The organism is Corynebacterium bouchesdurhonense, from assembly GCF_900078305.2.
Lineage (GTDB): Bacteria > Actinomycetota > Actinomycetes > Mycobacteriales > Mycobacteriaceae > Corynebacterium > Corynebacterium bouchesdurhonense.
Genome location: NZ_LT546028.1, coordinates 249,346 through 273,076 on the forward strand (window position 1 = coordinate 249,346; position 23,731 = coordinate 273,076).

Below are 23,731 nucleotides of genomic sequence, written 5' to 3' on the forward strand. Positions count from 1 at the left end.
CCCGATCGAACACACGTACGATCCGGGTGGGTTACTCGCGGCCGCTCATCAGGTCGTAGAGGTCCTCGATGTCCGCCACGGCGTTCAGCAGGTCGATGTTGGTGAAAGAGACGGTCTCCAGCGCGTGCCGCAGAAGGTCCGTGTCCGAATCGTCGATCATCGGCGCCACCTTCGGCCGCGGCAGGTCCGGCAGCTCGCGCCCGGACCAGAAGAAGGGCGAGCCCTCGCTCGCGTTCTCCTGCGCCAAGGACCGCGCGCTGCTGCGCACCGTCTCCTCCACCACGGTGGGGCTCAAGTTGCGCAAGGTGAACAGGGAGAGCGGCTCCGCGTCGATGTTTTGGGCGAGCACCTCGGCGAGCGCCACCGAGTGCTTGCACACCGCGGCGGAATCCGGGCAGTCGCAGTAAAAGCGGAAGTCTCCTGCCTCCGGCGCCAGCAGCGCGTCGAGCACCTCCGGTGGGAAATCCCCGCGCGCCGCCCGCTCAGACGCCCCGGGGTGGGCGGCCATTGCGCGCAGCGCCTCCTGCAGCTCCTGCGGTGTGCGCGGGGGCAAGAGCAGGCCGGTGGCAAAGGGCTCGTTCTGGCTGCCCATCACCTCCGCGTCCACGCGGCCCGCGCCGAGACGGAGCGCAACCACGTTGCCGCCCTCGGCGTAAGCGCGGCCGCGCTTTACCCGCCCGGCATCCGTCTGGCTCGCCGCCGCGTTGACCACCCGCTCCGCCGCAGCTGACAGGCCCCCGCGCGCCGCATCTTTCAGGCCGCCGCGCGACGGGTGGACCGCCCCAGCAACTGACGGGCCCGTCTCCGCGGCTGACGCCACACGCGTCTTCGTGGTGAAGTTGGCGTAGATGACGTTATCGTCCCGGCCGTCCCGGCCGTCCCGGTCACCCCGGCCGTCGTTCGGCTTACTCATCCTGCCCCCTGTACTGGATCAAGGTGGCCAGATCATCCGAGTCCAGCTCGGTGATCCAGCCCTCGCCTTCACCGACCACGGTGCCGGCGAGCTCCAGCTTGCCGTCGAGCACCTCCTGGATGCGCTCCTCCATGGTGCCGCGGGTAATCATCTTGTACACCGTCACGTCCTTATCCTGCCCGATGCGGTACGCCCGGTCCGTGGCCTGGTTCTCCACAGCCGGGTTCCACCAGCGGTCCATGTGCACCACAATGGACGCCGCCGTGAGGTTGAGCCCCGTGCCGCCGGCCTTGAGGCTGAGCAGCATCGCCGGCGGACCGTCGGCCGCCTGGAAATCCTCCACCATCGCGTCGCGCCCGGACTTGCCCACCCCGCCGTGCAGGAAGGGGATCTCCCGGCCGTAGCGGCTGGAAAGGTAGGGCTGGAGGATGTCGCCGAAGGCCTTGTACTGGGTAAAAATGAGCACCCGCTGCCCGCTCGCGGCCGCCTGATCCAGGATCTCCACCAGCTTCTCCACCTTGCCGGAGCGGTGGCGGCCGTTCTCGGTCACCGCCGAGCCGTCGCCCAAAAAGTGCGCCGGGTGGTTGCAGATCTGCTTGATGCGAGTCAGCATCGACAGCACCAGCCCCTTGCGCGCCATGCCGCGGCGCACCTCGAGCTCGCGCTGCATCTCGTCCACCAGCGCCTTGTACAGCGCCGCCTGCTCCGCTGTCATGTCCACGCCGATGACGTGCTCGGCCTTCTCCGGCAGGTCATCAATAATCGCCGGGTCCGTTTTCAGCCGCCGCAGGATGAACGGCGCGGTGAGCCGCTGCAGCCGCTCCCCCATCTCCTCCGCCAGCGGGTCCCCCTGGCCGCGCTCGATGGCGCGCGCGAAGTGGTTGCGGAAGAACGCCTGCGAGCCGAGCAGGCCGGGGTTGACAAAGTCCAGGATGCTGCGCAGCTCGGAGAGCTTGTTCTCGATCGGCGTGCCCGTCAGCGCGAGGCGGTGCCGGGCCGGGATGGAGCGGGCGCTTTTCGACGCTCGCGTCCCCGCGTTCTTAATCGCCTGCGCCTCATCGAGCACGAGATGGTTCCAGGACACCCGGGCCAGGTCGGCCACGTCCCGGTTGAGCACGCCGTAGGAGGTGACCACCAGGTCCGCCTCCAGCGCGGCGGCCACCAGTTCGTCGCCCTTGGCGCGCTGGGCGCCGTGGTGCACCAGCACCCGCATGCCGGGCACGAAGCGCCCCGCCTCGCGCGCCCAGTTGCCCACCACCGAGGTCGGCGCGACCACCAGCGTCGGCCCGTCGGCCACGCCCGCCTCCTGCTCCACCGCCAGGAGGCTGAGCAGCTGGAGGGTTTTGCCGAGCCCCATGTCGTCGGCAAGCACTGCCCCCAAATTGTTCTTGGACATGAAGTAGAGCCAATCCACCCCGCGGCGCTGGTAGTCCCGCAGCTGCGCCTTGACGGTTGCGGGTATCTCCACCCGCTCCGGCGCGGGGCTCTCCGCGCCTCCGATGAGTGAGGAGAACCACGGCGAGCCCGTGAACTCGATAGGCGAGGCCGACCCCGCGTCCGCGTTGGAGTCCAGCGCAAGCTCCCGCAGGTCCGAGGCACTGACGGTGCCGGCCGCCGCCGCGTCCGCCTCGGCAAGCTCCTCGTACTCCGCGCGGGCGGCCTCGGCTGCGCGGGCCAGCTCCGCCGCGTCCGCGCTGCCCGCCTTCTCGGCCATCGCGGCGAGCACCTCCGCCGCGTCGAGCGCGGCCTTGGCCTTCTTCAGCGCTTGGGAGTGCAGGCTCTCCATGTATTTCCTGGTGCGCGCGAGCTCTGCAGTGTCCGCCAGCACCCACTCGTCGCGCAGCTTGACCAGCCCGGACTTCGAGCGCACCAGCTGTTCCATCTCCGCGTCGGTGAGGTCCACCCCGCCGACCGAAAGTCGCCAGTCATAGGCCATGAGGGTGTCGAAGCCGAGGTGCTTGACCGTGGAGGAATCGTACGGGTTCTCCTGCCGTGCCACGTTCAGCGTGGCCTTGGTCTGGGCGGTGGTCCAGGCCCTGGGCAGCATCACCGCGAAACCGGCCAGGCGCAGCCGCCCTGCCTCGGTGGTGGCGAAGCGGACAATCTCGTCCGTGGTGAGGTAGATGTCCCAGTCCCCCTCGTCCGCGGGCGCCGGCACGTGCGCGGGCCGCGGGTGGCGGGCGGGGTCGATGAGGTCCGAGCCGGCGGCGGCGAGCGCGCGCTGCAGCTCGGCCCGCAGCTTCTGGGCGGTCTGCCCGTCATAATCCAGCTGGCGCACCGGGCGCGGCGCGTCCGAGCCCGAGCGCACCTGGACGCGCACCGGCCACATCGCCGGCGCCCCGCCCCCGTCCGGGCCCCCGTCCGCGTCCTCGTACGGCTCGGTGGCGATGAACACCAGCTGCAGGTTCACGGCGGTGATCGAGCCGTTCCAGTCCCCCACCCGCTTGGACAGGGCGGCGCTGCCGCGGCGCAGCGGCAGGCCCAGGAGCAGGGAGCGGATGAAGTCGTGCTGCGCGTGGGGGCGGATGTGCTCCTCCGCCCCCAGGGACTCCAGCTTGGCCGCCACCACGTCGTGCGTGAGCGTTTTGGCCATGTCCTCGCTCAAGCCCGCGTTGTTGGCCACCAGCACACCCGGCGCCGCGGCCGTCATCTCCGCCAGCCAGCCGCGCTCCTCCACACCGGTGCCCAGCTGCCACTGCGCGTACCAGTGCCCGTCCCGGCGCGGCACGTGAATGCTCACGCGCCCGGCGGAGGCGAAGCGGTCCAGGCCGCGGTACATGCGGATCAGCCAGTACAGGTCCGGTGCGATCGCGGCGCGCTGCGAGGCGGTGGCTGCCGGGGAGCCGGCATCCAAGGGCTCCAGCGCGGCGAGGAACGCCACGGCTTGGCGGGGCGCGAGCGCCACAGTGGGGGCGAGGAGGTGCACCGTTTTGCCCCGCGGGGTTTGCAGCTCGATGCGGTTGCGTTGCGCGAACAGGGCTCCGTTAAGAAGCGAGTGCACAATCGGCGGAAAGGTGCCGGAAGGCACCTGCTCGAGGGTGACCACCCTGTGGCCTTCGACCTGCTCAATCCACAAATTGAGGCCGGACTGCGGCAACCACAGACCGTGCAACAGGTAATCAGGCATACCCCTCCTTATACCACCGGCCCCCAACCCTAACCCCGACACAGCCTCACACAGCGTTTATTTCGCGCGTGAAGCGGGTTTTAGCAAGGCCCCAATGCAGTAAACTCTAGCCATTTGCAGCACTGGCCGCGCATCGGCCACCGGACCTAGGGAAACGAGGTTGCGCGCGTGAGCGAGAACTTCTGGCTGGTTTTGGCCATCGTCTTGTATTTCGGCCTTATGGTGGCCATCGGGTTCTACTCCTGGCGCAAGACCGCGAAGTACGACGACTACGTGCTCGGAGACCGCGGGCTCAACCCGCTGGTGGCGGGCTTGAGCGCCGGGGCCTCCGACATGTCCGGGTGGCTGCTGATGGGCCTGCCCGGCGCGTTGTTCGTCTCCGGATTCAGCGAGCTGTGGATTGTGGTGGGCCTGTTCATCGGCACCTGGGCCAACTGGAAATGGGTCGCACCGCGCCTGCGCTCCTACACCGAGGTGGCCAGCAACTCGATCACCCTGCCCAGCTTCTTTGAAAACCGCACGCACGACGCTTCCCGCGTGCTGCGCGTGGTCTCCGCCCTGATTATCATCTTCTTCTTCACCTTCTACGTCTCCTCCGGCATGGTCTCCGGCGGGCGCTACTACGAGTCCACCTTCGGCGGCAACTACACCACCGGCATGCTCATCGTCGGCTCGATCACGGTGCTCTACACCTTCGTCGGCGGCTTCCTCGCCGTGAGCTACACCGACGTGGTGCAGGGCGCGCTGATGTTCCTGGCGCTGGTGATCGTGCCCGTGATGGCCCTGGTTGCGCTGGACAACCCCGGGGACATCTTCAGCTGGGCCACCAACCACGCCTACGGCCCTTGGCCGGAGGGCAACCCGGACTACTTCAACATGGTCGCGGGCGTGTCGCTGGCCACGGTTGTGGGCAACGTGGCGTGGGGCCTGGGCTACTTCGGTCAGCCGCACATTATCACCCGCTTCATGGCGCTGCGATCCCCCGCCGAGGCCAAGCAGGCGCGGCGCACGGGCATGGTGTGGGTGCTGATCTGCTACCTCGGCGCCGTGTTCACCGCGCTGGTGGCCACCGTGTACTTCTCGCAGAAATCCGCGCGCGTGACGGACCAGGCGGGTTTTGAGACGGTCTTTCTGGACCTCGCGCGCCTGATGTTCCCCCCCCTGATCGCCGGCGTTATCCTCACCGCCGTGCTGGCCGCGATCATGTCCACCATGTCGTCCCAGCTGCTCATCACCTCTTCCGCCCTGATCGAGGACCTCTACCGCATTGCAAACAAGCAGCCCTCCCAGCGGGTGCTGCTCTTGGCCTCGCGCGCCATGGTGGTTGCGGTGGCGCTGGTGGCCATGCTCATGGCGCTCAACCCCTCCGACACCATCCTGGGCCTGGTCGGCTTCGCGTGGGCCGGCTTCGGCGCGGCGTTCGGGCCCGTGGTGGTCGCTTCGCTCTACTGGCGCAGGCTTACCGCACCCGGCGCCATCGCGGGCATGGTGGTCGGTGCCGTGACCGTCTTTGTGTGGGGCTCCGTGCCGGCGCTCGCGGATACCATCTACGAGATCGTGCCGGGGGTCGCCTTCGCCACCATCGCAATGGTGCTGGTTTCCCTGCTTACCAAGCCGAAGTCCGGTGTGGTTGAGGAGTTTGACCGCGCCGTGGCCGTGACCGACTACGCCGTGTCGCACCCGGAATCCACCTTTTCTGAGGCGCTGCGGAACCACGGAGGTGTTTCGAACGTCTAATTGGTGGTGAAGCGCTACATCATCATTCTCATCTGCTGCTCCGCCGCAATTGCCCCGTTCCCCACGGGGCTTTTGCTTATCGACGCCCCCGTAGCCCAAACCAGATTCACCGTGACCGGGTACGACCGCCAGCGCGCCTTCGGCCCGGGGTGGGCCCAGGGCCCCGGCGGCTGCGACAGCCGGCAGATCGCGATGGCCGAGGCTTGGGCGCAACCGTGCGCGGTGCCGTACACCCAGTGGGGCGCCGCCCCGATCTCGGATCCGTACACCAACGAGGACCTCCTGCCCAGCGACGTGGAGCTGGACCACCTCTACCCGCTGGCGGCCGCCTGGGACATGGGCGCGCACGCCTGGCCGCAGGAGAAGCGCCTCGCCTTTGCCAATGACCCGCTGAACCTGGTGGTGACGTCCTCTCGGGCGAATCAGGCCAAGTCCGACAGCCTACCGTCCGAGTGGATGCCCCCGGCCAGGCGCAACCGTTGCGCGTACTCGCGGCGCTTGGCCCAAGTGGCCGCAAAGTACGAGCTCGCCCTGCCACGCGCGGATAGGAAGGTCATGCGCCGCTCTTGCGCGGGCTTGCGGGGGCTGACCTCCTCCAGCGTGTGGTGAGAGCTTTACCCACATCTGCCGTACAGTAGGCACACATGAATACCTTCTTTACCTTCCTCCACGTCGCCGCAGCGATCATCCTGCTCGGGCCCGTGGTTGTGGCAACCTCCATGTTCCCGGCGGAGGCCGGCAAGGCCCGCTCGGGCGGTGAGGAATCCACCGGCCGCGCCTCCGTCCTGCACCGCATCACCAAGACCTACGGCATGCTCTCCCTCTTGGTGCCGCTGCTCGGCGGCGTGGTCATGGCCTTCGACTGGGACACCCACGAGACCAACTACTGGCTGCATACCGCCATCGTGCTCTCCGTGATCGCGTGGGGCATCCTCTACGGCATGGTCATCCCGCAGCAGCGCAAGTTGATGGGCTCCCTCGGTGCCCTCGATCCCGCTGACGCAGACCCGTCCGACGTGACCAGCAACTTTGAGAAGTCTAAGGCGCAGGCCGCAGCCGGCGCCGGCATCTTCAACCTGCTGTGGTTCCTGGTGCTGATTCTCATGTTCATCCCGGCACCGGCCTAACAAGCCGCGCAAGTCTACCAGGCCTCACGCAGCGCACTCAAACAGGCGTCACGCGCGCACCCGGTGCATGCAAAAGCCGCACTCCCCGGAAACGATCCCGGGGAGTGCGGCTCTTTTCGTGCGCTGTAGCGGTGCCAGCAGCACCGGCGGCGCCGGCGCCGCCCGTCCTGGAGCTAGTCGCGGTCCCAGCTGCGGCCGCGGCCGCCACGGTCATCGCGGTCATCGCGTCCGCGACCGCCACGGTAGCCACCGCGATCGCCTCGGTCCCCACGCCCGCGGTCGTCCCGGTCATCGCGCCCGCGTCCGCCGCGGAAGCCGTCGCGGCCCCCGCGTCCACCGCGGTAACCGTCGCCGTCGCGGAAACCGCGGCCGCCCCGATCGCCGCGGCCACCGCGGTCACGCGGCGGCGCACCGTGGTCGCGCTGGATGTTGATCAGCTGGCCGGAGATGCGGGTGTCCTCCAACCTGTCGAGCACCGCCTGGTCCAAGTTCTTGGGCAGCTCCACCAGGGTGAAGTCACCGCCGATGGTGATCCGGCCGAAGTCCTTGGAGTTCAGGCCGCCCTCGTTGGCCAGGGCACCCACGATGGCGCCCGGACGCACGTGCTGGCGCTTGCCCACGTCGAGGCGGTAGGTGTCAAAGTTCTCGTTGTCGCCCTCAAAGCGGCCGCGGCCCCGCTCGCGGCGGTCGTCGCGGTCGAAGCGGTCCCGGTCGCGCCGCCCACCGCGGTCCCGGTCGCGGCGGTCGTCGCGGTCGAAGCGCTCGCGGTCGCGGCGGTCGCGCTTGTCCTTCGGCGGCTCCTTCATCAAGAACTCGTCGCCCGCCTGCGCCTGGGTGGCCAGCGCCGCGGCGATATCGTCCATCGGTACGTTGTTGGCCGCGGAGTACTCGCGCACCATGGACTTGAACACCTGCAGGTCGGACTCCTCCAGGGAGGCCGTGATGGAGTCCATGAACTTGCCCTTGCGGGACTCGTTCACCTCATCCACCGTCGGCAGGTCCATCTCGTCGATGGTCGCGTTCGTCACGCGCTCGATGGAGCGCAGCATGCGACGCTCGCGCGGGGTGACAAAGAGGATGGCCTCGCCGGAACGGCCCGCGCGGCCGGTGCGGCCGATGCGGTGGACGTAGCTCTCCGTGTCGTTCGGGATGTCGTAGTTCAGCACGTGGCTGATGCGCTCCACATCCAGGCCGCGGGCGGCTACGTCGGTGGCAACCAGGATGTCCAGCCGACCGTCGCGAAGCTGGTCCACGGTGCGCTCGCGCTGCGCCTGGGCAATATCGCCGTTGATGGCGGCCGCGGAGAACCCGCGGGCGCGCAGCTTCTCGGCCAGCTCCTCGGTCTCGTTCTTCGTGCGCACGAACACGATCATCGCCTCGAACTCCGTCACCTCGAGGATGCGGGTCATGGCGTCGAGCTTGTTGCGGTGCGCGGTGTAAAGGTAGCGCTGGGTGATGTTGGTGTTGGTGCGCGTCTCGCTCTTGACGGTCACCTCTACCGGCTCGTTGAGGTACTGCTTGGAAATGCGTCGGATTGCCCCCGGCATGGTTGCCGAGAACAGGGCCACCTGCTTGTCTTCCGGGGTGTCCTCGAGGATGCGCTCCACATCCTCCTGGAAGCCCATGTTGAGCATCTCGTCCGCCTCGTCCAGCACCAGGAAGCGCAGGTTGGAGATATCCAGCGAGCCCTTCTCTAGGTGGTCGATCACGCGGCCCGGCGTACCCACAATCACCTGAGCGCCGCGCCGCAGCCCGGAGAGCTGGATGCCGTACGCCTGGCCGCCGTAGATCGGCAGGATGTGCACCCCGCCGAGGTGGTCGGCGAAGGACTGGAAGGAGTCGGACACCTGCAGTGCCAGCTCGCGGGTGGGCGCGAGTACCAGCGCCTGCGGGTGGCGCTGCTTGGGGTCGATCTGGGAGAGCACCGGCAGCGCGAACGCGGCGGTCTTGCCCGTACCGGTCTGCGCGAGACCGACCACGTCGCGGCCTTCCATCAGCAGCGGGATGGTCTCCGCCTGGATCGGGGAGGGCTGCTCGAAGCCGACGCGCTTCACCGCGTCCACAACCCGCTCGGGCAGGCCCAAGTTTTCAAACCCGTGCGCGTCGTCGCCGGTCTCCTCCGCCGGCTCGGCCTCCTCCGCCGGCTCGGCCTCTTCTGCAGCAGGCTCCTGCGGCTCGTCAGCAGTTACACCGACAACATCGGCGACGCTCAGAATCTGCTCAGTCTCTTCAGTTTCGGCGTTGGCTGCGGCATCCACAGCGCCGGTGAGATCAGAAGCTCCCGCATCCCTGGTGTCCTCTGCGGCCTGCTCGGCCGCGACATCCTGCGGGTTTTCCTGATTTTCCGACATGTTCACATCCGGCTCATTTTCGCCGCCGGTGGCGTTTTCGGAATTCATCATTGCCTTGCCACCCTACGCCACATGCCCGCTGTTCTGCTATTTCTCGGTTTGGGAGCACGTTTGCTTGTCGACGCCCCCTTCACACCACCTCCCCACCCATGACCGCGGTCATGCTCGAGCGGTGACTGTGATTTAGGATGCACCTCATGACTTCATCGCTGGCGCTGACCCTGATCGGGCTGACCATCATCGTGGTCACGGTGGGCCTCCTCCTCACGGGCAAGACGCACCCCATCGTGGCCATGACCCTCATCCCCATCATCGGCGCGGTGCTCACCGGCGCCGGCGTGGCCGAGATCTCGGACTTCTACCTCGAAGGCCTCGACCGCGTCATGAAGGTCGTGGTGATGTTCATCTTCGCCATCATCTACTTCGGCGTCCTTTCCGACGTCGGCCTGTTCGACCCGGTAATCGCCAAACTCATCCGCTTCACTCGCGGCGATGTCGTCCGCGTCACCCTCGGCACCGCCGCGATCGCCATCGTGGCGCACCTGGACGGCTCCGGCTCCACCACGTTCCTGCTCACCATCCCGGCGCTCCTGCCCCTCTACGAGGCGATGGGCCTGTCGCGATACACCTTGATCACCATCGTGGCCCTGTCCGCCTCCGTGATGAACATGCTGCCGTGGGGCGGGCCCGTCGGCCGCGCGAGCTCCGTCATCGGCCCCTCGCCCAACGAGATCTGGGCGCACTTGCTGCCGATGCAGGGCGTGGCCATTGTCATGGTCTTCATCGTCGCGGCGGTGTTCGGCATCGTGGAGCGCCGCCGCACCCGAGGCGCCGACGGCAGTTCGGGGCGCGTGGATGTGCACGAGATCGCCGACCAGTTCCTCAGCACCCAGGCTGAGCAGCGCGCCCGCCTGGACCTGAAGCTGCGCCAGGGCACGTGGGTCACCTGGGCCAACTCCATCATCACCCTAGCCCTGATCGGACTGCTCGTCTCCGGCATGGTCTCACCGGCCCCGGCCTTCCTCGTCGGCACGGCGGTGCTGCTCGTGCTGAACTTTCCATCCATGGAGGGCCAGAACGATGTCTTGCGTCGCCACGCGCCCACTGCCCTATCCATGGCCGGCGTCATCCTCGCCGCAGCCATGTTCCTGGGCATCCTTGACGGCACGGGTATGCTGGAGGAAATCGCGCTGTCCCTGATCGCCATCCTGCCGGCTGCCGTAGGCCCATACATCCACGTCATCGTCGGCCTGCTGGGCGTACCGCTGGACCTGGCCACCTCCACGGACGCCTACTACTTCTCCGTGTTGCCCATCGTGCAGCAAACCGCCGCGGCCTTCGACGTCTCCGGCATGGGTGCCGCCTCCGCCATGATCGTGGGCAACGTGATCGGCACTTTCGTCAGCCCCTTCTCCCCCGCCCTCTGGCTGGCGCTGGGCCTGGCCCGTGGCGAGATGGGCAAGTACATCCGCCTCGCCTTCCCACTGTGCTGGGGCTTCTCGGTGGTGCTGGTGCTCGGCGGCTGGGCCTTCGGCCTCTTCGCCTAACCGGTACCGATATGCTCAAAAGGTGCACAGGCCGATGACTTCCCCCGCCGTACCCGCCAAGCCGCCCCAGAGTGCGCGCGGCCTCACCCACCGCCACATCCACTTCATCGCGCTCGGTTCCGCGATCGGCACCGGCCTGTTCTACGGCTCGGCCGGCGCCATCCAGGCCGCGGGCCCGAGCGTGCTGCTGGTCTACCTCCTCGGCGGCGCGGTGGTGTACTTCATGCTGCGCGCCCTGGGTGAGATGAGCGTGCGCCACCCCGTGCGCGGCTCCTTCGCCGTGTACTGCCGCGAACACCTGGGCGGCCTGGGCGGCTACATCACAGGGTGGATGTTCGCCTTCGAGATGATGATCGTGTGCTTGGCAGACCTCACCGCCATCGGCATTTACATGAAGCTGTGGTTCCCCGCCACACCATCGTGGGTGTGGATCGCGGTCACGCTGCTCGTCATCGGCGCAGCCAACCTGGCAAGCGTGCGGTGGTTCGGCGAGCTGGAGTTCGCCTTCACCATTATCAAAGTCGGCGCTGTGGTGGCCATGATCCTCGGCGGTGCCGCCATCCTGGCGTTCAACCTCGGCGAGAACCCGGAGCTCACCGGCATAGACAACCTCTGGAATGACGGCGGGTTCTTCCCAAACGGCGTCCAGGGCATGATCGCCGCCTTCATCCTCGTGCTCTTTGCCTTTGGCGGCACGGAGATCATCGGCGTGGCCGGCACCGAGGCGGATGACCCGGATAGGGCCATCCCCAAGGCCGTCAACACCGTCCCCGCGCGCATCCTGCTCTTCTACGTCCTGGCCATCCTGGTCATCCTCATGCTCAACCCGTGGCGCACCATCGACGGCGAGCAGTCCCCTTTCGTGCAGATCTTCTCCACCCTCGGCGTGTCCTGGGCCGCGGGCCTGCTCAACCTCGTCGTAATCACGGCGGCCCTGTCCGCCATCAACGCGGACCTCTTCGGCACCGGCCGCGTCCTCACTGGCCTGGCCAAGGAGGGACTCGCGCCGAAGGCGATGAGCCGCACGGTGCGCGACATCCCCGTGATGACCACCGCGTCCCTCCTGCTAGTGCTCATCCTCGGCGTGGTGCTCAACGCCGCCTTCCCCAACGTCTTTGAAACCATCGCCGCGCTCGCAACCTTCGCCACCGTCTTTGTGTGGCTGATGATCCTCCTCGCACACCTTGCTTCTCGACACAACATGACCCCCGACCAGGTCGAAGCCCTGCGCTTCCCCGTCCCGTTCTGGCCCTACGGCCAGTGGTTCGCTGTGGCGTTCATCCTCTTCACCTTCGGCATCATGGCGTGGCTGCCGCAGTACCACCTGGCGCTCGCGGTCGGCGTGGGCTTCCTGGTCCTGATGACGGCCCTGTACTTCATCACGGGCCGGAACAAGGCGGTCGCGCCCGCGGCTTCCGCGCACAATCGGAAGTAAAGGGGCATGATGGGGTTTGTAGGTAATACGAACCCCATTGCCGCGTAGCCGGCGAGGAGAGAAGGGAACGAACCCGATGACTGCCCCCACCAACCAGAACCAGCAGCCCGTCACCCCGGGCACCAAGGTCGTCCTCATCGGCGCAGGCGCCGTGGGCATCGCCTACGCCTACGCGCTTTTGAACCAGGGCTTGACTGACCACCTGGCCATCATCGACCTCAACGAGGAGCTGACCTGGGGGCAGGTCGAGGACCTCAGCCACTCCGTGCCGTTCAGCGGCAACAACATCAAGGTTTCCGTGGGCACGTACGAGGACTGCCGCGACGCGGCCCTCATTGTCAACTGCGCCGGTGTCGCCCAGCGCGACGGCGAGACCCGCCTGGACCTGGTGGCCCGCAACGTGAAGATCTTCGATTCCATCAACTCGCAGATCATGGCCAACGGCTTCAACGGTATCTACCTGGTGGCCACCAACCCGGTGGACGTGCTCACCTACGTCACCTGGAAGCAGACCGGCCTGCCGTCCAACCAGGTCATCGGCTCCGGCACCGTGCTGGACACCGCCCGCTGGCGCCACAACCTCAGCAAGCACTTCGACATCGCCCCGTCCGCCATCCACAGCTACATCATCGGCGAGCACGGCGATTCCGAGCTGCCCGTGATCTCCACCGGCTCCGTGGCCGGCGTACCCCTGGAGAGCATCCTCGACGACGAGGCGAAGCAGGACCCCGAGATCTACACCAAGATCGACGAGATGTTTGTGCGCACCCGCGACGCGGCCTACGACATCATCAAGGCCAAGGGCAACACCTCCTTCGGCATCGGCTCGGCGCTCGCCCGCATCACCAAGGCGATCCTGCGCAACGAGGACGTGGCCCTGCCGGTCTCCGCGCTGGTCAACGGCGAGTACACCCACAGCGACATCTACATCGGCACCCCGACCGTGCTCAACCGCAGCGGCGTGCGCAACGTAGTCGAGCTCCGCCTTTCCGAGGACGAGTTTGCCAAGTTCGACGCCTCCGCCAAGACCCTGCGCGAGGTCGTCGAATCCACCGGCCTGACCGACTAGTCTCCGCTCACCCAAAAGCCTCCTCCGGGGGGCTTTTTGCTTATCGACGCCTCCCTCCCCCGCTTCCCCTAAGTTAAACAGCATGGCGAAACACATCGATGTCGTTGGAGCCGTCATCGTCCGCGACGGGCTGGTCCTGGCTGCCCGACGCGGCCCCGCTATGTCCATGGCGGGCTTGTGGGAGTTCCCCGGCGGCAAGATCGAGGCTGGCGAAACCAAGCAGGAATCCCTCGCCCGAGAGATCAGCGAGGAGCTCGGGGTAGCCATCGAGGTCGGCGAACACATCGTCACCACAAGTTACGAATACGGCTTCGGAACGGTGAACCTCTCGACGTACTACTGCGCGCTGGATGACTCGACCCCAGTAGCCCGCGAGCACGCCGAGCTTCGGTGGGTGGAACCTCGCCAGCTGCTCTCGCTCGAATGGGCGCCTGCCGACGTGGAGGCAGTCAACCTCGTCGTTTCGAGGTTCGGATAGACGATGGGCCGCTCTCTCGAATCGCTGCAAAGCGATATTCAATTCGGATTTATCGATCGGAATGCCGAGGCCGCCTTCATCGAGAACCCGGCTCTCATCGCCAACGAAGACGAATCCACGATGTTCAGCTTCCTGCGCTCGGAGCTGGCAACTGCGGATAGCTTCATTTTCTCGGTCGCGTTTGTTTCAGCTGATGGCGTGGGTGCAATCAAACAGGATCTGCAAACCTTTAACGGCCGCGGCGTGATCGTCACCGGTACTTACCTCGACTTCAACGAGCCTGCGGCATTGCGTGAATTACTCACGCTGAAAAACGTTGATGTGTTCGTTATGGAAGGTGTGCCCCACCACGCCAAGGGCTACATTTTCACCCATTCAGATCACATCACCGCGGTGATCGGGAGTTCTAACCTCACTCGAACTGCGCTGATCTCGAACCGGGAGTGGAATGTACGGTTCTCCACCCACAAAGACGGTGATATTGCCTGGCAACTGAAACAGGCCGCGCACAACCACCGTGCGAATGCGGTCCCACTGACCGAAGAATGGATTGCCAACTACGAACGGGAGCGCGAACCCAGACGCATTGTCATCAGAGACTCCCAGCCGGTAGCAATAACACCGGACGGAGAACAGATCGAGCCAAACGCCATGCAGGTGGAAGCGCTCTCGGCCCTGGATGAAGTCGTCCAGAAGGGCGGGAAGCGTGCACTCATCATCTCGGCGACAGGAACCGGCAAGACCATTCTCGCCGCACTCGCGGCGCGTCAGCTGCAGGCAAGCCGCATCCTGTTCGTAGTGCACCGCGAGCAAATCCTCCGGAGCGCCGCAGACTCTTTCAAACGAGTGCTCGGGCTTGAAGACGGTCATATTGGATTTCTCGTCGGAAATCAGCGCGAAACAAACAGAAAGGTGGTCTTCTCGACTATCCAATCGCTGTCCAAGATGGAGACACTCGCCGAAATCTCACCCGTTCATTTCGACCTGGTGATCATCGATGAGGTTCACCGTTCCGGCGCTATCTCCTACCAGCGCGTACTGGATTATTTCCACCCAAAGTTCACGCTGGGCCTCACAGCGACTCCGGAGCGCTCCGACGGTTTCAACATTTACAAGCTCTTTGACTACAACGTGCCGTACGAGATCCGACTCGAGGGCGCGCTCGAAAACCACATGCTGGTCCCGTTCGATTACTACGGGGTCACGGACTATCAGAACGCCCGCGGCTCCATCGGCGATTCCTCGAAGCTGTCTGATCTTCTTTCAACGGAGCGTGTCTCCTACATTGTGGAGGCAATACAGGACTATTCCTTCGCCGAAGGCAGCAAAGGGCTGATCTTCTGCAGCAGTAATAAGGAAGCCGCAGGCTTGTCGGCAGCGCTCAATATGCGGGACGCCCACGGGAAGCGCTTGCGAACGGAAGCGATTTCGGGATCCACCCCGGTCGACGAACGCCTTCGGGTCGTCAGCAGACTCGAATCTGGTGAGCTAGATTACATCCTCACCGTCGATATCTTCAACGAGGGCATTGATATCCCCGCGGTTAATGTGGTGATCTTCCTCCGCAGCACAGAGTCTTCCATCATCTTCACGCAGCAGCTCGGGCGGGGGCTGCGGAAGGCCGACGGAAAGAAATCACTGCGAGTCATCGACTTTATCGGGAACTACGCGAACAACTACCTCATCCCGATTGCTCTTACAGGCGAGCACTCCGCAGATCCGGACAAAATCCGTGAGAAGGTCCGGAAAACCAGGCGGAACCCGGTAGCGGGAGGATCGACTGTCAGCTTCGATGAGGTTTCCACTGCCCGCATTGTCGAATCGCTGAAGAAAGCCCGCCTGACCAGTCAGGTGGCCAAGCGGAAGGAGATCGCTGCGCTCGAATCGCGTCTCGGTCGGACTCCCATGCTCTCCGATTTTGTGATCCAACAGGCCATGGATCCATTTATCCTGGCTGCGACGACTGAGAAGGACGGTAAATCACGAAATTACTGGTCCCTTCTTCACAAATTGGGATTTGTAGAGGCTGGTCCATCCGCTCGCGAACAACAATTTCTGTCATTCGTGACGGTAGAGCTGCTCAACGGCAAACGCCCGCAGGAATTGCTTTTACTCCAAGAACTGCTGCGAGAGGGGCCCGACGGCATCGTCTCTACAGAGCGATATGCGGAGATTCTCACCCGATGGCACTCCAGCATCCAGGTCAGCGAGATAATGCTGCGGACCGTGGAGAATATTCTTTCGATCACATGGTTTAAAGACGCAGGCCGGAAGATGTACGGCGCTAGCCCGCTGGTGGAGCGCGACGAACGCGGTTTTCGGTTAGGTCCAGACTTCGCCGGGCTGTACTTCTCTTATTCTGGAAGCCATCCTTCGCCCGAGGCGAGCTTTAGACACCACGTGGACGACGTTATCAAGACCGGGCTCATGATTAATGCTCGGCGATATGGTCGATCCGATGAGCTGGTCGTCGGGGAGATATACACCCGCAAGGACGTCTCTCGACTTCTGAATTGGAGTTCGAATGGGCAATCTACGATGTTCGGGTACAAGGTTGATAAAGAAACGGGTACCTGCCCTATCTTTGTCACGTACCACAAGGGAGCTGACGTAGCGGCAAGCATGCGCTATGAGGACACGTTGCTTGACACCTCCACCATGCGATGGTTCTCCCGCCACGGCTATCGGCTGGATAGCAAAGGGTTGCAACCCATCCTGGACGGCTCCGTCGACCTTCTTCTCTTTGTGAAACGCGAGGATGCGGAGGGAACTGGTTTCTACTACCTCGGCCAAGTCGACGCTGAGAATGCGCGCCAAACTGTCATGCGAGGCAACGCGGGGGAAAACTTAGACGTTGTCATCACTGACCTAAAGATCCGCGTCCCTATTGAATCCTCGCTTTTCGACGTCATCACCGCTAACAAGCTCGTTGACCAGCACGGAAAGTAATTCCCTGTCGTCCGGGCGGGTTGCGCGTGGGTGAGATAAGATCCGGCAGGTCGCAATGAACTGGAGGAAACGTGTCTGGCGTCAGAACCCTGAGCTTTTTCAACAACAAGGGGGGCGTCGGCAAGACCACCCTTTCGACGAACGTTGCATACAACTTCTCCCAGAGGGGTAAACGGGTTCTCTACGTCGACTGTGACCCGCAGTGCAACGCCACGCAGCTCCTCCTAAACGAAAAACAGACCGCGGCCATCTACGACGGTGATGCTGACCCAAAGGACGCGCTCCAAAAATCCCTAGGCAAGACGGTTTACGGCCTGTTTATTCCACTGCGCGAAGGTGAGCCCGAGATTGACCATGAAATCCCGGTGTATCGGTCTGAGCGCTTCAAAGTCGACGTGATGGCCGGGCATTCGATGCTGTCCCAGATCGAAGATGTGATGTCGTCCGCGTGGCAAGCGGCTCTCAGTAAGGAGACGGCGTCGTTCCGGCGCGTGCATTGGGCAGGTCAGCTGGTATCTGCAATGGAGAAAGCGGATCGGTATGACGTGATCATGTTCGACGTGGGACCGAGCCTCGGTCCATTCAACCGGACAGTCCTGCTGGGTTGTGATGCATTTGTCACCCCAACCGCGACCGACCTGTTCAGCTACCACGCATTTGGAAACTTGGCGCGCTGGTTCGACGCGTGGGTGTCGGAGTATTCCGAGATGGCAGAGGCAAACGTCAGCCGATGGCGAGAGTTCAGTCCGAGTTACCAAAAGAAAGCACAAAGCCTGCGCATTCCTGGCCACGGTGGTAGCCAGCTCCAATACCTCGGCTACACCACCCTGGAATACGTAAAGAAGAAAGCGAACGGCGAAGAAAAACTTGTTGGGGCATTCGAGCGATTCCGAGACAAGTTCTCGGACGAGGCGCGAACCATTGGCCACACGCTGGGCCAGCGCGAAACCGAGTACCTGCTGGGTCACGTTCCCCACATGTTCTCAATGCCCGCAACTGCGCAAGATGTGCACGCCCCAATCGCGGACTTGCAGGCCAAGGACGGCGTACGTGGAGCTACGTTAAACCAGCGCGATAGTTACGCAGCCAAAATCAGGGACGTTGCGGACGCGGTGCACGACCGTCTCTTCACCCCAGAGGAGGCTAGCCAGTAGCCGACTAGGGAGCTACAAGCTCCCGCTCGATGACCACCGCGTACTCCCCCACCTCGTCGGCGAAAGAGGCGTCGTGGCAGGTGAGGATAACGGCGGCACCGCGCGCTAGGGCATCCGCGATGAGGGCGTGGGCGCGGGCGCGGTTGGGGGTGTCGAGGCCTACGTCGGGTTCGTCGAGAAGCACAAGCTGACGCCCCTGCGAGAACACCTGCGCGAGCTGTACCAAACGCAGGTGCGCGGCCGGGAGATCGAGCGGGTGGGCGTCCGCGTCGAGCTCGACGCCGAGCTCGGCGAGGCGAGCGAGCGCCGCGTCGCTGCCTACGAAGTCACCCACGGTGGACTCGGCGAGTTGGTCGGCGGCGCGCTGCAGCGCAAGCGAGACGCTCACACCACGGGTGGCTAGGAGCCCGGGGTTGCTGTCCAGGCCGGCCATGGCGCGCAGCAGCGTCGTCTTGCCGGAGCCGTTCGCACCCCGCAGCCACAGCACCTCGCCGGGCACGACCCGGAGCGTGATTGGTCCCGCGGTAAAGGCGGGGTCTTTGGGCGCGCGGAACTGCCACCACCTGCGCTTTCCTCCCCCGCGGGTGGCGGAAACCTCGCCGAGATCAAGCGGGGGCAGCTGCGGAGGCTGCACGGGCGCGGGCAAGGCCGGGGCGGGTTGGGGTGTGGGAGGTGGTTGGAGGGTGGCGTCGATAAGCGAAAGCTCTATGGACGGGATTGGGCGAGCGCGGGTGCCGAGCAGCACCACGCGCGACGGCAGGGCCCGAAGCAGGTCCTGGATGCGGGCGGCGGAGTGCGGGTCGAGGCCGGCAAACGGGTCATCCAGCACGAGCACCTCGGGCTCCAGGACGGCAACGGCAGCGATGGCCACCCGGCGCGTCTGCCCACCGGAGAGCTTCGCGGGGTTGCGCTCGGCGAGGTCCGTGAGCCCGGCGGCGGCGAGGATGCGCTCGCAGCGGGCCTGCATCTCGGCGCGAGGGCACCCGCGCTGCTCGAGGCCGATGGCGATTTCCTCGATCACGGTCTCGCGCAGGTAGGTGATGTGCGCGACCGGGTCCTGGCCCACGACGGCGGCGTGGGGCCACGTCTCGTGGATCTGGTTGGCCAGGCTGGTCAGGCCGGCGCCGGAATCGGCCGTGATCTGGACGGTGCTGTAGTCCGCGAGGGCCTGCTCGAGCGGAGCGAGGTCGAAGGTCACAGCCACAGCGCCACCGCCAGGCAGATCAGAGGCGCGGTCCATCGCACCGCGCGCTCGAGTGCGGAATCGGGCACGGGGCGCAGCACGGTTTTGGGGCCGGGGATGTCGTAGCCTGCGGTCTCCAGGGCGCGGCCGCGGTGAGAGCTGAGCGTGAGCAGCTCGGTGAGCACCGGCATGATCAGGTTCGGCACCACGGTCTTGGCAGTGATGGGGCGCGCTTCGAGCCGGTTGGCGTCCCGGGTCACGCGCACCCGCTGCGTGCCCTGCGGGAAGAGCTGCAGGGTGGAGCCGGCGAGGTAGCTTAGCCGGTTGCCGCCGGGGAGCGCCTGCAGCGCCTTGGCCAGGTCCGGCACCCGCACAAACGCGCCCGCGGCCACCAGGCAGGCCATGAGCGCAGTGAAGCGCAGGGCTAGCTCGCCGGCGATAGCCGCACCGTCCGCGGTGAGCAGCGGCGCAATCCGCTCCTCGCCATAGGGGGCGTGGATGATCAGCATGGACAGCGCCACGGGCAGGGCGAGGGCGATAACGGCGAACGCGGGCGCGAAGTTGCGCGTCTTGGCGGCGGCGATTGCTAGGGCGGCGATGACAATCGCCGCCGACGCCTGCGGGGTGTTGATCCCCATCACGAGGATCCACCCGGAGGCGCCGACGGCGAGCGCGGTGAGCGGGTTGACCACTTACGCAGTTGCGGCTGTCGCGCCCGCGGAACCCTGGCCCTCGCGCGGGGCGAAGGCGTCCACGGTGCGCTTGGGCAGCGCCTTCACCGTGGCGTAGGCGATGAGCATGACCAGGATCTTGTCCACCGGGTCCGAGATGAACGCCTGCGTGGTTACCGACGCGATCAGCGAGCCGCCCATCTCGCGGAACAGGCTCACCAGCGCGCCGGTGCCCACGCCCGCGGTGCCGCCGTAGACGAAGGCGGCCACCGGGGCGGCCACCATGCCGCCAACCAGGCCCAACAGCAGGCCGTAGAGCACCACGGTGCCGAGGTGCTTAAACGCGTGGAAGCGGTGGATGAACACGCCGGAGAGGTAGCCCACCAGCGCGGCGCCCGCGGCGAACGGCAGGGCCGCCGGGTTGAGCAGGCCCCACACCACGTTGTTCAGCGCGCCCGTGGTCATGCCGGCCACGGGCCCGGCCAGGGCGGCCACCAGCACGGTGCCGATGGTGTCCAGGTAGAGAGGCAGGCCGATGGAGCCCACGATCTCCCCCACCACCGAGTTGATGATCATCGCGATCGGGATCAGGCCCAGCGTGCGCGCCGGCAGCACCGGCACGGTGGCGGCGAGCAGCAGGGCCGTGCCCGCACCGTAGCCCAGCAGGGTGATAATGCCCTGCGTGGAGCCGGTGACGTTCTCCCAGTCCGTCGGGCGGACCAAGACGAGGTATAGCCAGGTGGCAGCGATGATCGCGGCGCCGGCGATGACTAGGCCGCGCCGCGCGGGCGTCCATTCGGCGCCGCCGCGGCGGCTGGTGGCGGGTGCGGTAGTGACAGTGGGCATGGGTACCTTCGGGTCGGAGGATGCGTGCGTGTACGGCCCGTGCCACCTATGTCACCTCGGTGGCGGCTCGTTCGGTGGAGCAGTGTAGCCGTTAATCCTCCGCCTTGCGGTGGTAGCCCGCCGCCACGGCCGCGTCCCCACCGAAGAAGCGCGCGTGCACCTCGCACGCCCGCTCGAACTCGCGCCACGCCGCGTCGATATCGGCGCCCGTGAGCAGGCGCGCATTGGGGTCGCGCTCCCACATGCCCCGCAGGTCCGCCACGGCGGTGCCGCGGGTGAGGGTGGAGGTGTGCTCCACGGCGAGCGTCGACAAGCAAAAGCTCCCCGGCACGCGCTCAAGCGCGACCATCACCGTGAGCAGGTCGTGGATCTGCGCGCGGTAACCCTCGCCGACGTCCTCGTGGAACTCGAAGTAGAAGCGGGTGATTGCCTCAAGGTCCAGGGGGGTTGGGCCTAGCTTATCGACGATCCCCTCCAACCGCCCCGGCTCCAACACCATCCGCTCCGTCACGTTGAGCGGGCACAGCGTGATCGGCGCCTCGGCCCGGTCGAACACCTCCGCGGCCGCGTGCGGGTCCACCCAGAAATTCCACTCGGCGGTTGGCGTGGTGTTGCCCGGGTAGTTCACCGCCCCACCCATTACCGTGATGTGTTGGAGCCGCGCGAAGTGGGCGGGGTGCAGGCGCGCGAACGCGGCGAGGTTGGTCATGGGCCCAGTGACGATGAGGTGGAGGTCGTCCGTGCCCCGCTCGATGGCATCGATCCACAGCGCTTCCCAGTCGTGCTCCACGTGGCGCTCGGGCGCGGTGAGGTAGCCCAGGCCAGTCTCCCCGTGCGTCTCCGGCGTGGTGGTGGCCTCGCACACCAGCGGCTCCGGCACGCCGGCCGCCAGCGGAATCATGCGCAACCCGCACTGCGTGAGCACATAGGCGGCGTTGCGAGCACACTGGTCCGCCTCCACGTTGCCGGTGGTGGTGGTTACGCAGTCCAGCTCCAGCTCGCCGGCGTGGTTGAGGGCCGCGAGATAGATCAGGGCGTACGTGTCGTCGATGCCAGGATCGCAATCGAGGATGACGCGGGTCATCGCTGCATCGTCTCCTTGCCTTGGAAGAGGAACAGGACAAAGGCCGCGGCGGCGAGCGCCCCGCACAGCCCGAAGGCTGTGCCGAAGCCGGCCGCTTGCGCCACCGCGCCCAAGAGGATCGGGGCGAGGATCTGGCCGAAGTCCTGCGTCATCTGGTAGGTGGACAGCACCTTACCCCCGGAGCGGTCATTGCCGATGATGTCCGCCAGCGACGCCTGCACCGCCGGGCTCATCAGGCCGCCGCCCGCGCCCGCGAGCACGGAGATGATGATCAGGGGCCAGAAACTGTGCGCCAAGCCGAGCACCCCGGTGAACACGCCCGCGGTGGCCAGGCCCGCGAGGATGAGTGGCCGGCGCCCCCGCGCGTCCGCGAGCCGACCCGAGAATTGCAGGGTGACGGCCATGCCCGCGGCGAACGCGGTGAGCGCGAGCCCCGAGGCCGCGCCGCCGTGCTCGAACACCGACGCTGCAAACAGCGGCAGCACCGCTACGCGCGCGCCCATGTTGACGAAGCCGTTGGTGAACGCCGTGACCAGCAGCGCCCGGTAAGTGGGGCGGGCCCAAGCCTCGGCGAACCGCATCGCGGGCTTGGCCGGCGGCAGCGCCGCGCCCTCCCCCGCCGGCTTGTGGGTCAGCGCCCACACCAGCGCCGCCGCCACGCCCACGCCGATGCCGTAGACGGCGAACGGCACGCGGTACCCCAAGAAGGACAGCGCCGCGCCGATGATCGGCCCGAAGATGTTGCCCAGCAGGAAGGACGTGGCGTAGATGGCGTTGGCGCGGCCGCGGATTGACGGGTGCGTCACCCGCACGATAAGCGCCTGCGCAGAAAGCGTGAACATGGTGGAGCCGAAGCCCGCGATGAAGCGCAGCGCCACGATGTGCCAGTACGCCTGAGCGAAGGCCACGAAGAAGGTGGCCACCGCCACGATGCTCAAGCCCGTGAGGTAGACGGGACGGGACCCCAGCTTGTCCACCAGCACGCCCGCGCCCGGGGCGCCGAGCAGGCGCGCGAGCGCGAAGACGGAGACCACCGCGCCGGCCGCCGCCATGGACACGTTGAAGCTGCTGGCAAACTGCGGTAGCACCGGGGCGATGAAGCCGTAGCCCAGCGCGATGATGAACGCCGCCGCCGCGAGCACCCAAATGGTGCGCGGGATCTGGGGCTGGGGCTCGGTGCGGCGGGTTTGTTGGGGGTGCTCGGTTGTTGACATCGCCTGCCAACCCTAGCCCTAACTGGCCGAACTGCGGATTTATCGAACCTTTGTTCTACTGTGTCGCGGGCGTGTCGAACCGGCGTTCTAGAGTTCGGGCCATGTTCACTTCCACCATCAGCACCCCCGCCGCGCTGGCGGGCACGATCCTCGACCGCCACAGGGCCACCGTCGACGCCCTGGCCGCCATCATCCACCACCCCCGCTCGCTGGCCCGCCGTCGAAGCGGGGGAGCGACTTCACAGGCGGGCGCCAGGAGGCGGTGGGCAGCCGCCCACGGCCGCGACGCCCGCGGCGCGCCGGATGTATGGAAAGGCCCCCCCCCCCCCCCCCCCGGGGCGCCCGCCTGTGAAGTCGCTCCCCCGCTTCGACGGCGGGCCGCAGCTCAGCGCGGCCGTCACCCGCCGGCGCGTCGGCCCGCGGGCGCGCGCCCGCATCCGCGGCTACGGCGAGACGCAGGTGCCAGCCTACCTGGTCGAACTGCGCATCACCGACACCTCGGGCCTGCCGGCGGACCGCCGCTACACCGAGGCCTGGGTGCGCGCCCTCGTCCCGGAGGATGCGATCGACGCGGTCCACGAGCTGCCGGCGGCGCGTGCCGCCAGCTACGTCTGGCTGGTGGACGGCCAATTCAACCCCATCGCCTCCCCGCCCTCCATGTTCGAGGGGCTGTCTGCGGCGTAACCCGCGGGTGCAAGCGGGCGCCGGCGGGCGGAGCGCCTAGATCTCGTCCTCGGCATCGACCTCGGTATCCGGGTCCAGCCCGGTCGGGCCGTCGACACCGTCGGACATCGCCTCGTCCGCCGGGTCGATGAAGTAGCCGTGGGTGGTGGCGTCCTCGCTGTC

Annotated in this window: 18 protein-coding genes; 10 read left to right on the top strand and 8 right to left on the bottom strand. The window is 66.3% G+C overall.

Annotated features, from left to right (window positions below):
- Window positions 1-31: 31 nt before the first annotated feature.
- Both BN4252_RS05985 and BN4252_RS05990 read right to left on the bottom strand, forming a co-directional pair.
- Complete coding sequence (locus tag BN4252_RS05985; protein WP_066527566.1) at window positions 32-913, bottom strand: SWIM zinc finger family protein; 882 nt, start codon at window positions 911-913, stop codon at window positions 32-34.
- Entirely contained in the window at window positions 906-4,040 is a 3,135-nt protein-coding gene (locus tag BN4252_RS05990; protein WP_066527568.1) for a DEAD/DEAH box helicase, read from the bottom strand. The genes BN4252_RS05985 and BN4252_RS05990 overlap by 8 nt, the downstream gene beginning before the upstream one ends.
- Window positions 4,041-4,208: 168 nt before the next feature.
- On the opposite strand from BN4252_RS05990, the gene putP reads away from it, so the two are divergent.
- Genes putP through BN4252_RS06005 form a run of 3 tightly spaced genes read left to right on the top strand, consistent with a single transcriptional unit; the run spans window position 4,209 to window position 6,904 of the window.
- Window positions 4,209-5,777 carry a sodium/proline symporter PutP gene (gene putP, locus BN4252_RS05995; protein ID WP_066527575.1) on the top strand — a complete coding sequence of 523 codons (1,569 nt, stop codon included), beginning with the start codon at window positions 4,209-4,211 and terminating at the stop codon, window positions 5,775-5,777.
- A 6-nt stretch (window positions 5,778-5,783) separates the two neighbouring features.
- Entirely contained in the window at window positions 5,784-6,386 is a 603-nt protein-coding gene (locus tag BN4252_RS06000; RefSeq protein ID WP_066529223.1) for an HNH endonuclease family protein, read from the top strand.
- A gap of 35 nt (window positions 6,387-6,421) precedes the next feature.
- Window positions 6,422-6,904, top strand: a complete 483-nt coding sequence (locus BN4252_RS06005; protein ID WP_066527577.1) for a hypothetical protein — start codon at window positions 6,422-6,424, stop codon at window positions 6,902-6,904.
- A 173-nt stretch (window positions 6,905-7,077) separates the two neighbouring features.
- On the opposite strand, the gene BN4252_RS06010 is transcribed toward BN4252_RS06005, so the two are convergent.
- Window positions 7,078-9,306, bottom strand: coding sequence for a DEAD/DEAH box helicase (locus tag BN4252_RS06010; RefSeq protein WP_066527582.1), 2,229 nt, complete (start codon window positions 9,304-9,306; stop codon window positions 7,078-7,080).
- A 146-nt stretch (window positions 9,307-9,452) separates the two neighbouring features.
- On the opposite strand from BN4252_RS06010, the gene BN4252_RS06015 reads away from it, so the two are divergent.
- The 6 genes from BN4252_RS06015 to BN4252_RS06040 all read left to right on the top strand — a co-directional run bounded on the left by BN4252_RS06015 (window position 9,453) and on the right by BN4252_RS06040 (window position 17,887).
- The gene (locus BN4252_RS06015) at window positions 9,453-10,802 is read left to right on the top strand and encodes a CitMHS family transporter (RefSeq protein WP_066527588.1); all 1,350 of its coding nucleotides are present in this window, start codon (window positions 9,453-9,455) and stop codon (window positions 10,800-10,802) included.
- Between the two features lie 34 nt (window positions 10,803-10,836).
- Window positions 10,837-12,237: an amino acid permease gene (locus BN4252_RS06020; protein WP_066527590.1), complete on the top strand. Its 1,401-nt coding sequence runs from the start codon at window positions 10,837-10,839 to the stop codon at window positions 12,235-12,237.
- Window positions 12,238-12,313: 76 nt separating this feature from the next.
- Window positions 12,314-13,306 carry an L-lactate dehydrogenase gene (locus BN4252_RS06025; RefSeq protein WP_066527595.1) on the top strand — a complete coding sequence of 331 codons (993 nt, stop codon included), beginning with the start codon at window positions 12,314-12,316 and terminating at the stop codon, window positions 13,304-13,306.
- Window positions 13,307-13,388: 82 nt separating this feature from the next.
- Window positions 13,389-13,784, top strand: coding sequence for a (deoxy)nucleoside triphosphate pyrophosphohydrolase (locus BN4252_RS06030; protein WP_066527597.1), 396 nt, complete (start codon window positions 13,389-13,391; stop codon window positions 13,782-13,784).
- Window positions 13,785-13,787: 3 nt separating this feature from the next.
- The gene (locus BN4252_RS06035) at window positions 13,788-16,733 is read left to right on the top strand and encodes a DUF3427 domain-containing protein (RefSeq protein ID WP_066527599.1); all 2,946 of its coding nucleotides are present in this window, start codon (window positions 13,788-13,790) and stop codon (window positions 16,731-16,733) included.
- A gap of 71 nt (window positions 16,734-16,804) precedes the next feature.
- The gene (locus BN4252_RS06040) at window positions 16,805-17,887 is read left to right on the top strand and encodes a ParA family protein (protein ID WP_066527602.1); all 1,083 of its coding nucleotides are present in this window, start codon (window positions 16,805-16,807) and stop codon (window positions 17,885-17,887) included.
- Window positions 17,888-17,891: 4 nt separating this feature from the next.
- Here BN4252_RS06040 and BN4252_RS06045 read toward each other — a convergent pair whose 3' ends face one another.
- The 5 genes from BN4252_RS06045 to BN4252_RS06065 form a co-directional block, all read right to left on the bottom strand.
- Window positions 17,892-19,091 (bottom strand): ATP-binding cassette domain-containing protein, encoded by a 1,200-nt coding sequence (locus BN4252_RS06045; RefSeq protein ID WP_066527605.1) that lies wholly within the window; start codon window positions 19,089-19,091, stop codon window positions 17,892-17,894.
- A complete protein-coding gene (locus tag BN4252_RS06050; protein ID WP_230208584.1) occupies window positions 19,082-19,762 on the bottom strand; it encodes an energy-coupling factor transporter transmembrane protein EcfT in 681 nt (226 codons plus the stop codon). Before BN4252_RS06050 ends, BN4252_RS06045 begins: the two co-directional genes overlap by 10 nt.
- A complete protein-coding gene (locus BN4252_RS06055; protein WP_230208585.1) occupies window positions 19,763-20,587 on the bottom strand; it encodes an ECF transporter S component in 825 nt (274 codons plus the stop codon).
- 91 nt (window positions 20,588-20,678) lie between these two features.
- Entirely contained in the window at window positions 20,679-21,671 is a 993-nt protein-coding gene (locus BN4252_RS06060) for a nucleoside hydrolase (RefSeq protein ID WP_066527607.1), read from the bottom strand.
- Complete coding sequence (locus BN4252_RS06065) at window positions 21,668-22,885, bottom strand: MFS transporter (RefSeq protein ID WP_066527609.1); 1,218 nt, start codon at window positions 22,883-22,885, stop codon at window positions 21,668-21,670. The genes BN4252_RS06060 and BN4252_RS06065 overlap by 4 nt, the downstream gene beginning before the upstream one ends.
- Window positions 22,886-23,233: 348 nt before the next feature.
- On the opposite strand from BN4252_RS06065, the gene BN4252_RS06070 reads away from it, so the two are divergent.
- Window positions 23,234-23,569: a hypothetical protein gene (locus BN4252_RS06070; protein ID WP_066527614.1), complete on the top strand. Its 336-nt coding sequence runs from the start codon at window positions 23,234-23,236 to the stop codon at window positions 23,567-23,569.
- The last annotated feature ends 162 nt before the right edge of the window (window positions 23,570-23,731 follow it).

What these genes read in the sequence shown, in the direction of transcription:
- BN4252_RS05985 (WP_066527566.1), bottom strand. Translation starts at nt 913, where the DNA reads ATGAGTAAGCCGAACGACGGCCGGGGTGACCGGGACGGCCGGGACGGC.
- BN4252_RS05990 (WP_066527568.1), bottom strand. Translation starts at nt 4,040, where the DNA reads ATGCCTGATTACCTGTTGCACGGTCTGTGGTTGCCGCAGTCCGGCCTC.
- BN4252_RS06005 (WP_066527577.1), top strand. Translation starts at nt 6,422, where the DNA reads ATGAATACCTTCTTTACCTTCCTCCACGTCGCCGCAGCGATCATCCTG.
- BN4252_RS06010 (WP_066527582.1), bottom strand. Translation starts at nt 9,306, where the DNA reads ATGATGAATTCCGAAAACGCCACCGGCGGCGAAAATGAGCCGGATGTG.
- BN4252_RS06015 (WP_066527588.1), top strand. Translation starts at nt 9,453, where the DNA reads ATGACTTCATCGCTGGCGCTGACCCTGATCGGGCTGACCATCATCGTG.
- BN4252_RS06020 (WP_066527590.1), top strand. Translation starts at nt 10,837, where the DNA reads ATGACTTCCCCCGCCGTACCCGCCAAGCCGCCCCAGAGTGCGCGCGGC.
- BN4252_RS06025 (WP_066527595.1), top strand. Translation starts at nt 12,314, where the DNA reads ATGACTGCCCCCACCAACCAGAACCAGCAGCCCGTCACCCCGGGCACC.
- BN4252_RS06030 (WP_066527597.1), top strand. Translation starts at nt 13,389, where the DNA reads ATGGCGAAACACATCGATGTCGTTGGAGCCGTCATCGTCCGCGACGGG.
- BN4252_RS06035 (WP_066527599.1), top strand. Translation starts at nt 13,788, where the DNA reads ATGGGCCGCTCTCTCGAATCGCTGCAAAGCGATATTCAATTCGGATTT.
- BN4252_RS06055 (WP_230208585.1), bottom strand. Translation starts at nt 20,587, where the DNA reads ATGCCCACTGTCACTACCGCACCCGCCACCAGCCGCCGCGGCGGCGCC.
- BN4252_RS06060 (WP_066527607.1), bottom strand. Translation starts at nt 21,671, where the DNA reads ATGACCCGCGTCATCCTCGATTGCGATCCTGGCATCGACGACACGTAC.
- BN4252_RS06065 (WP_066527609.1), bottom strand. Translation starts at nt 22,885, where the DNA reads ATGTCAACAACCGAGCACCCCCAACAAACCCGCCGCACCGAGCCCCAG.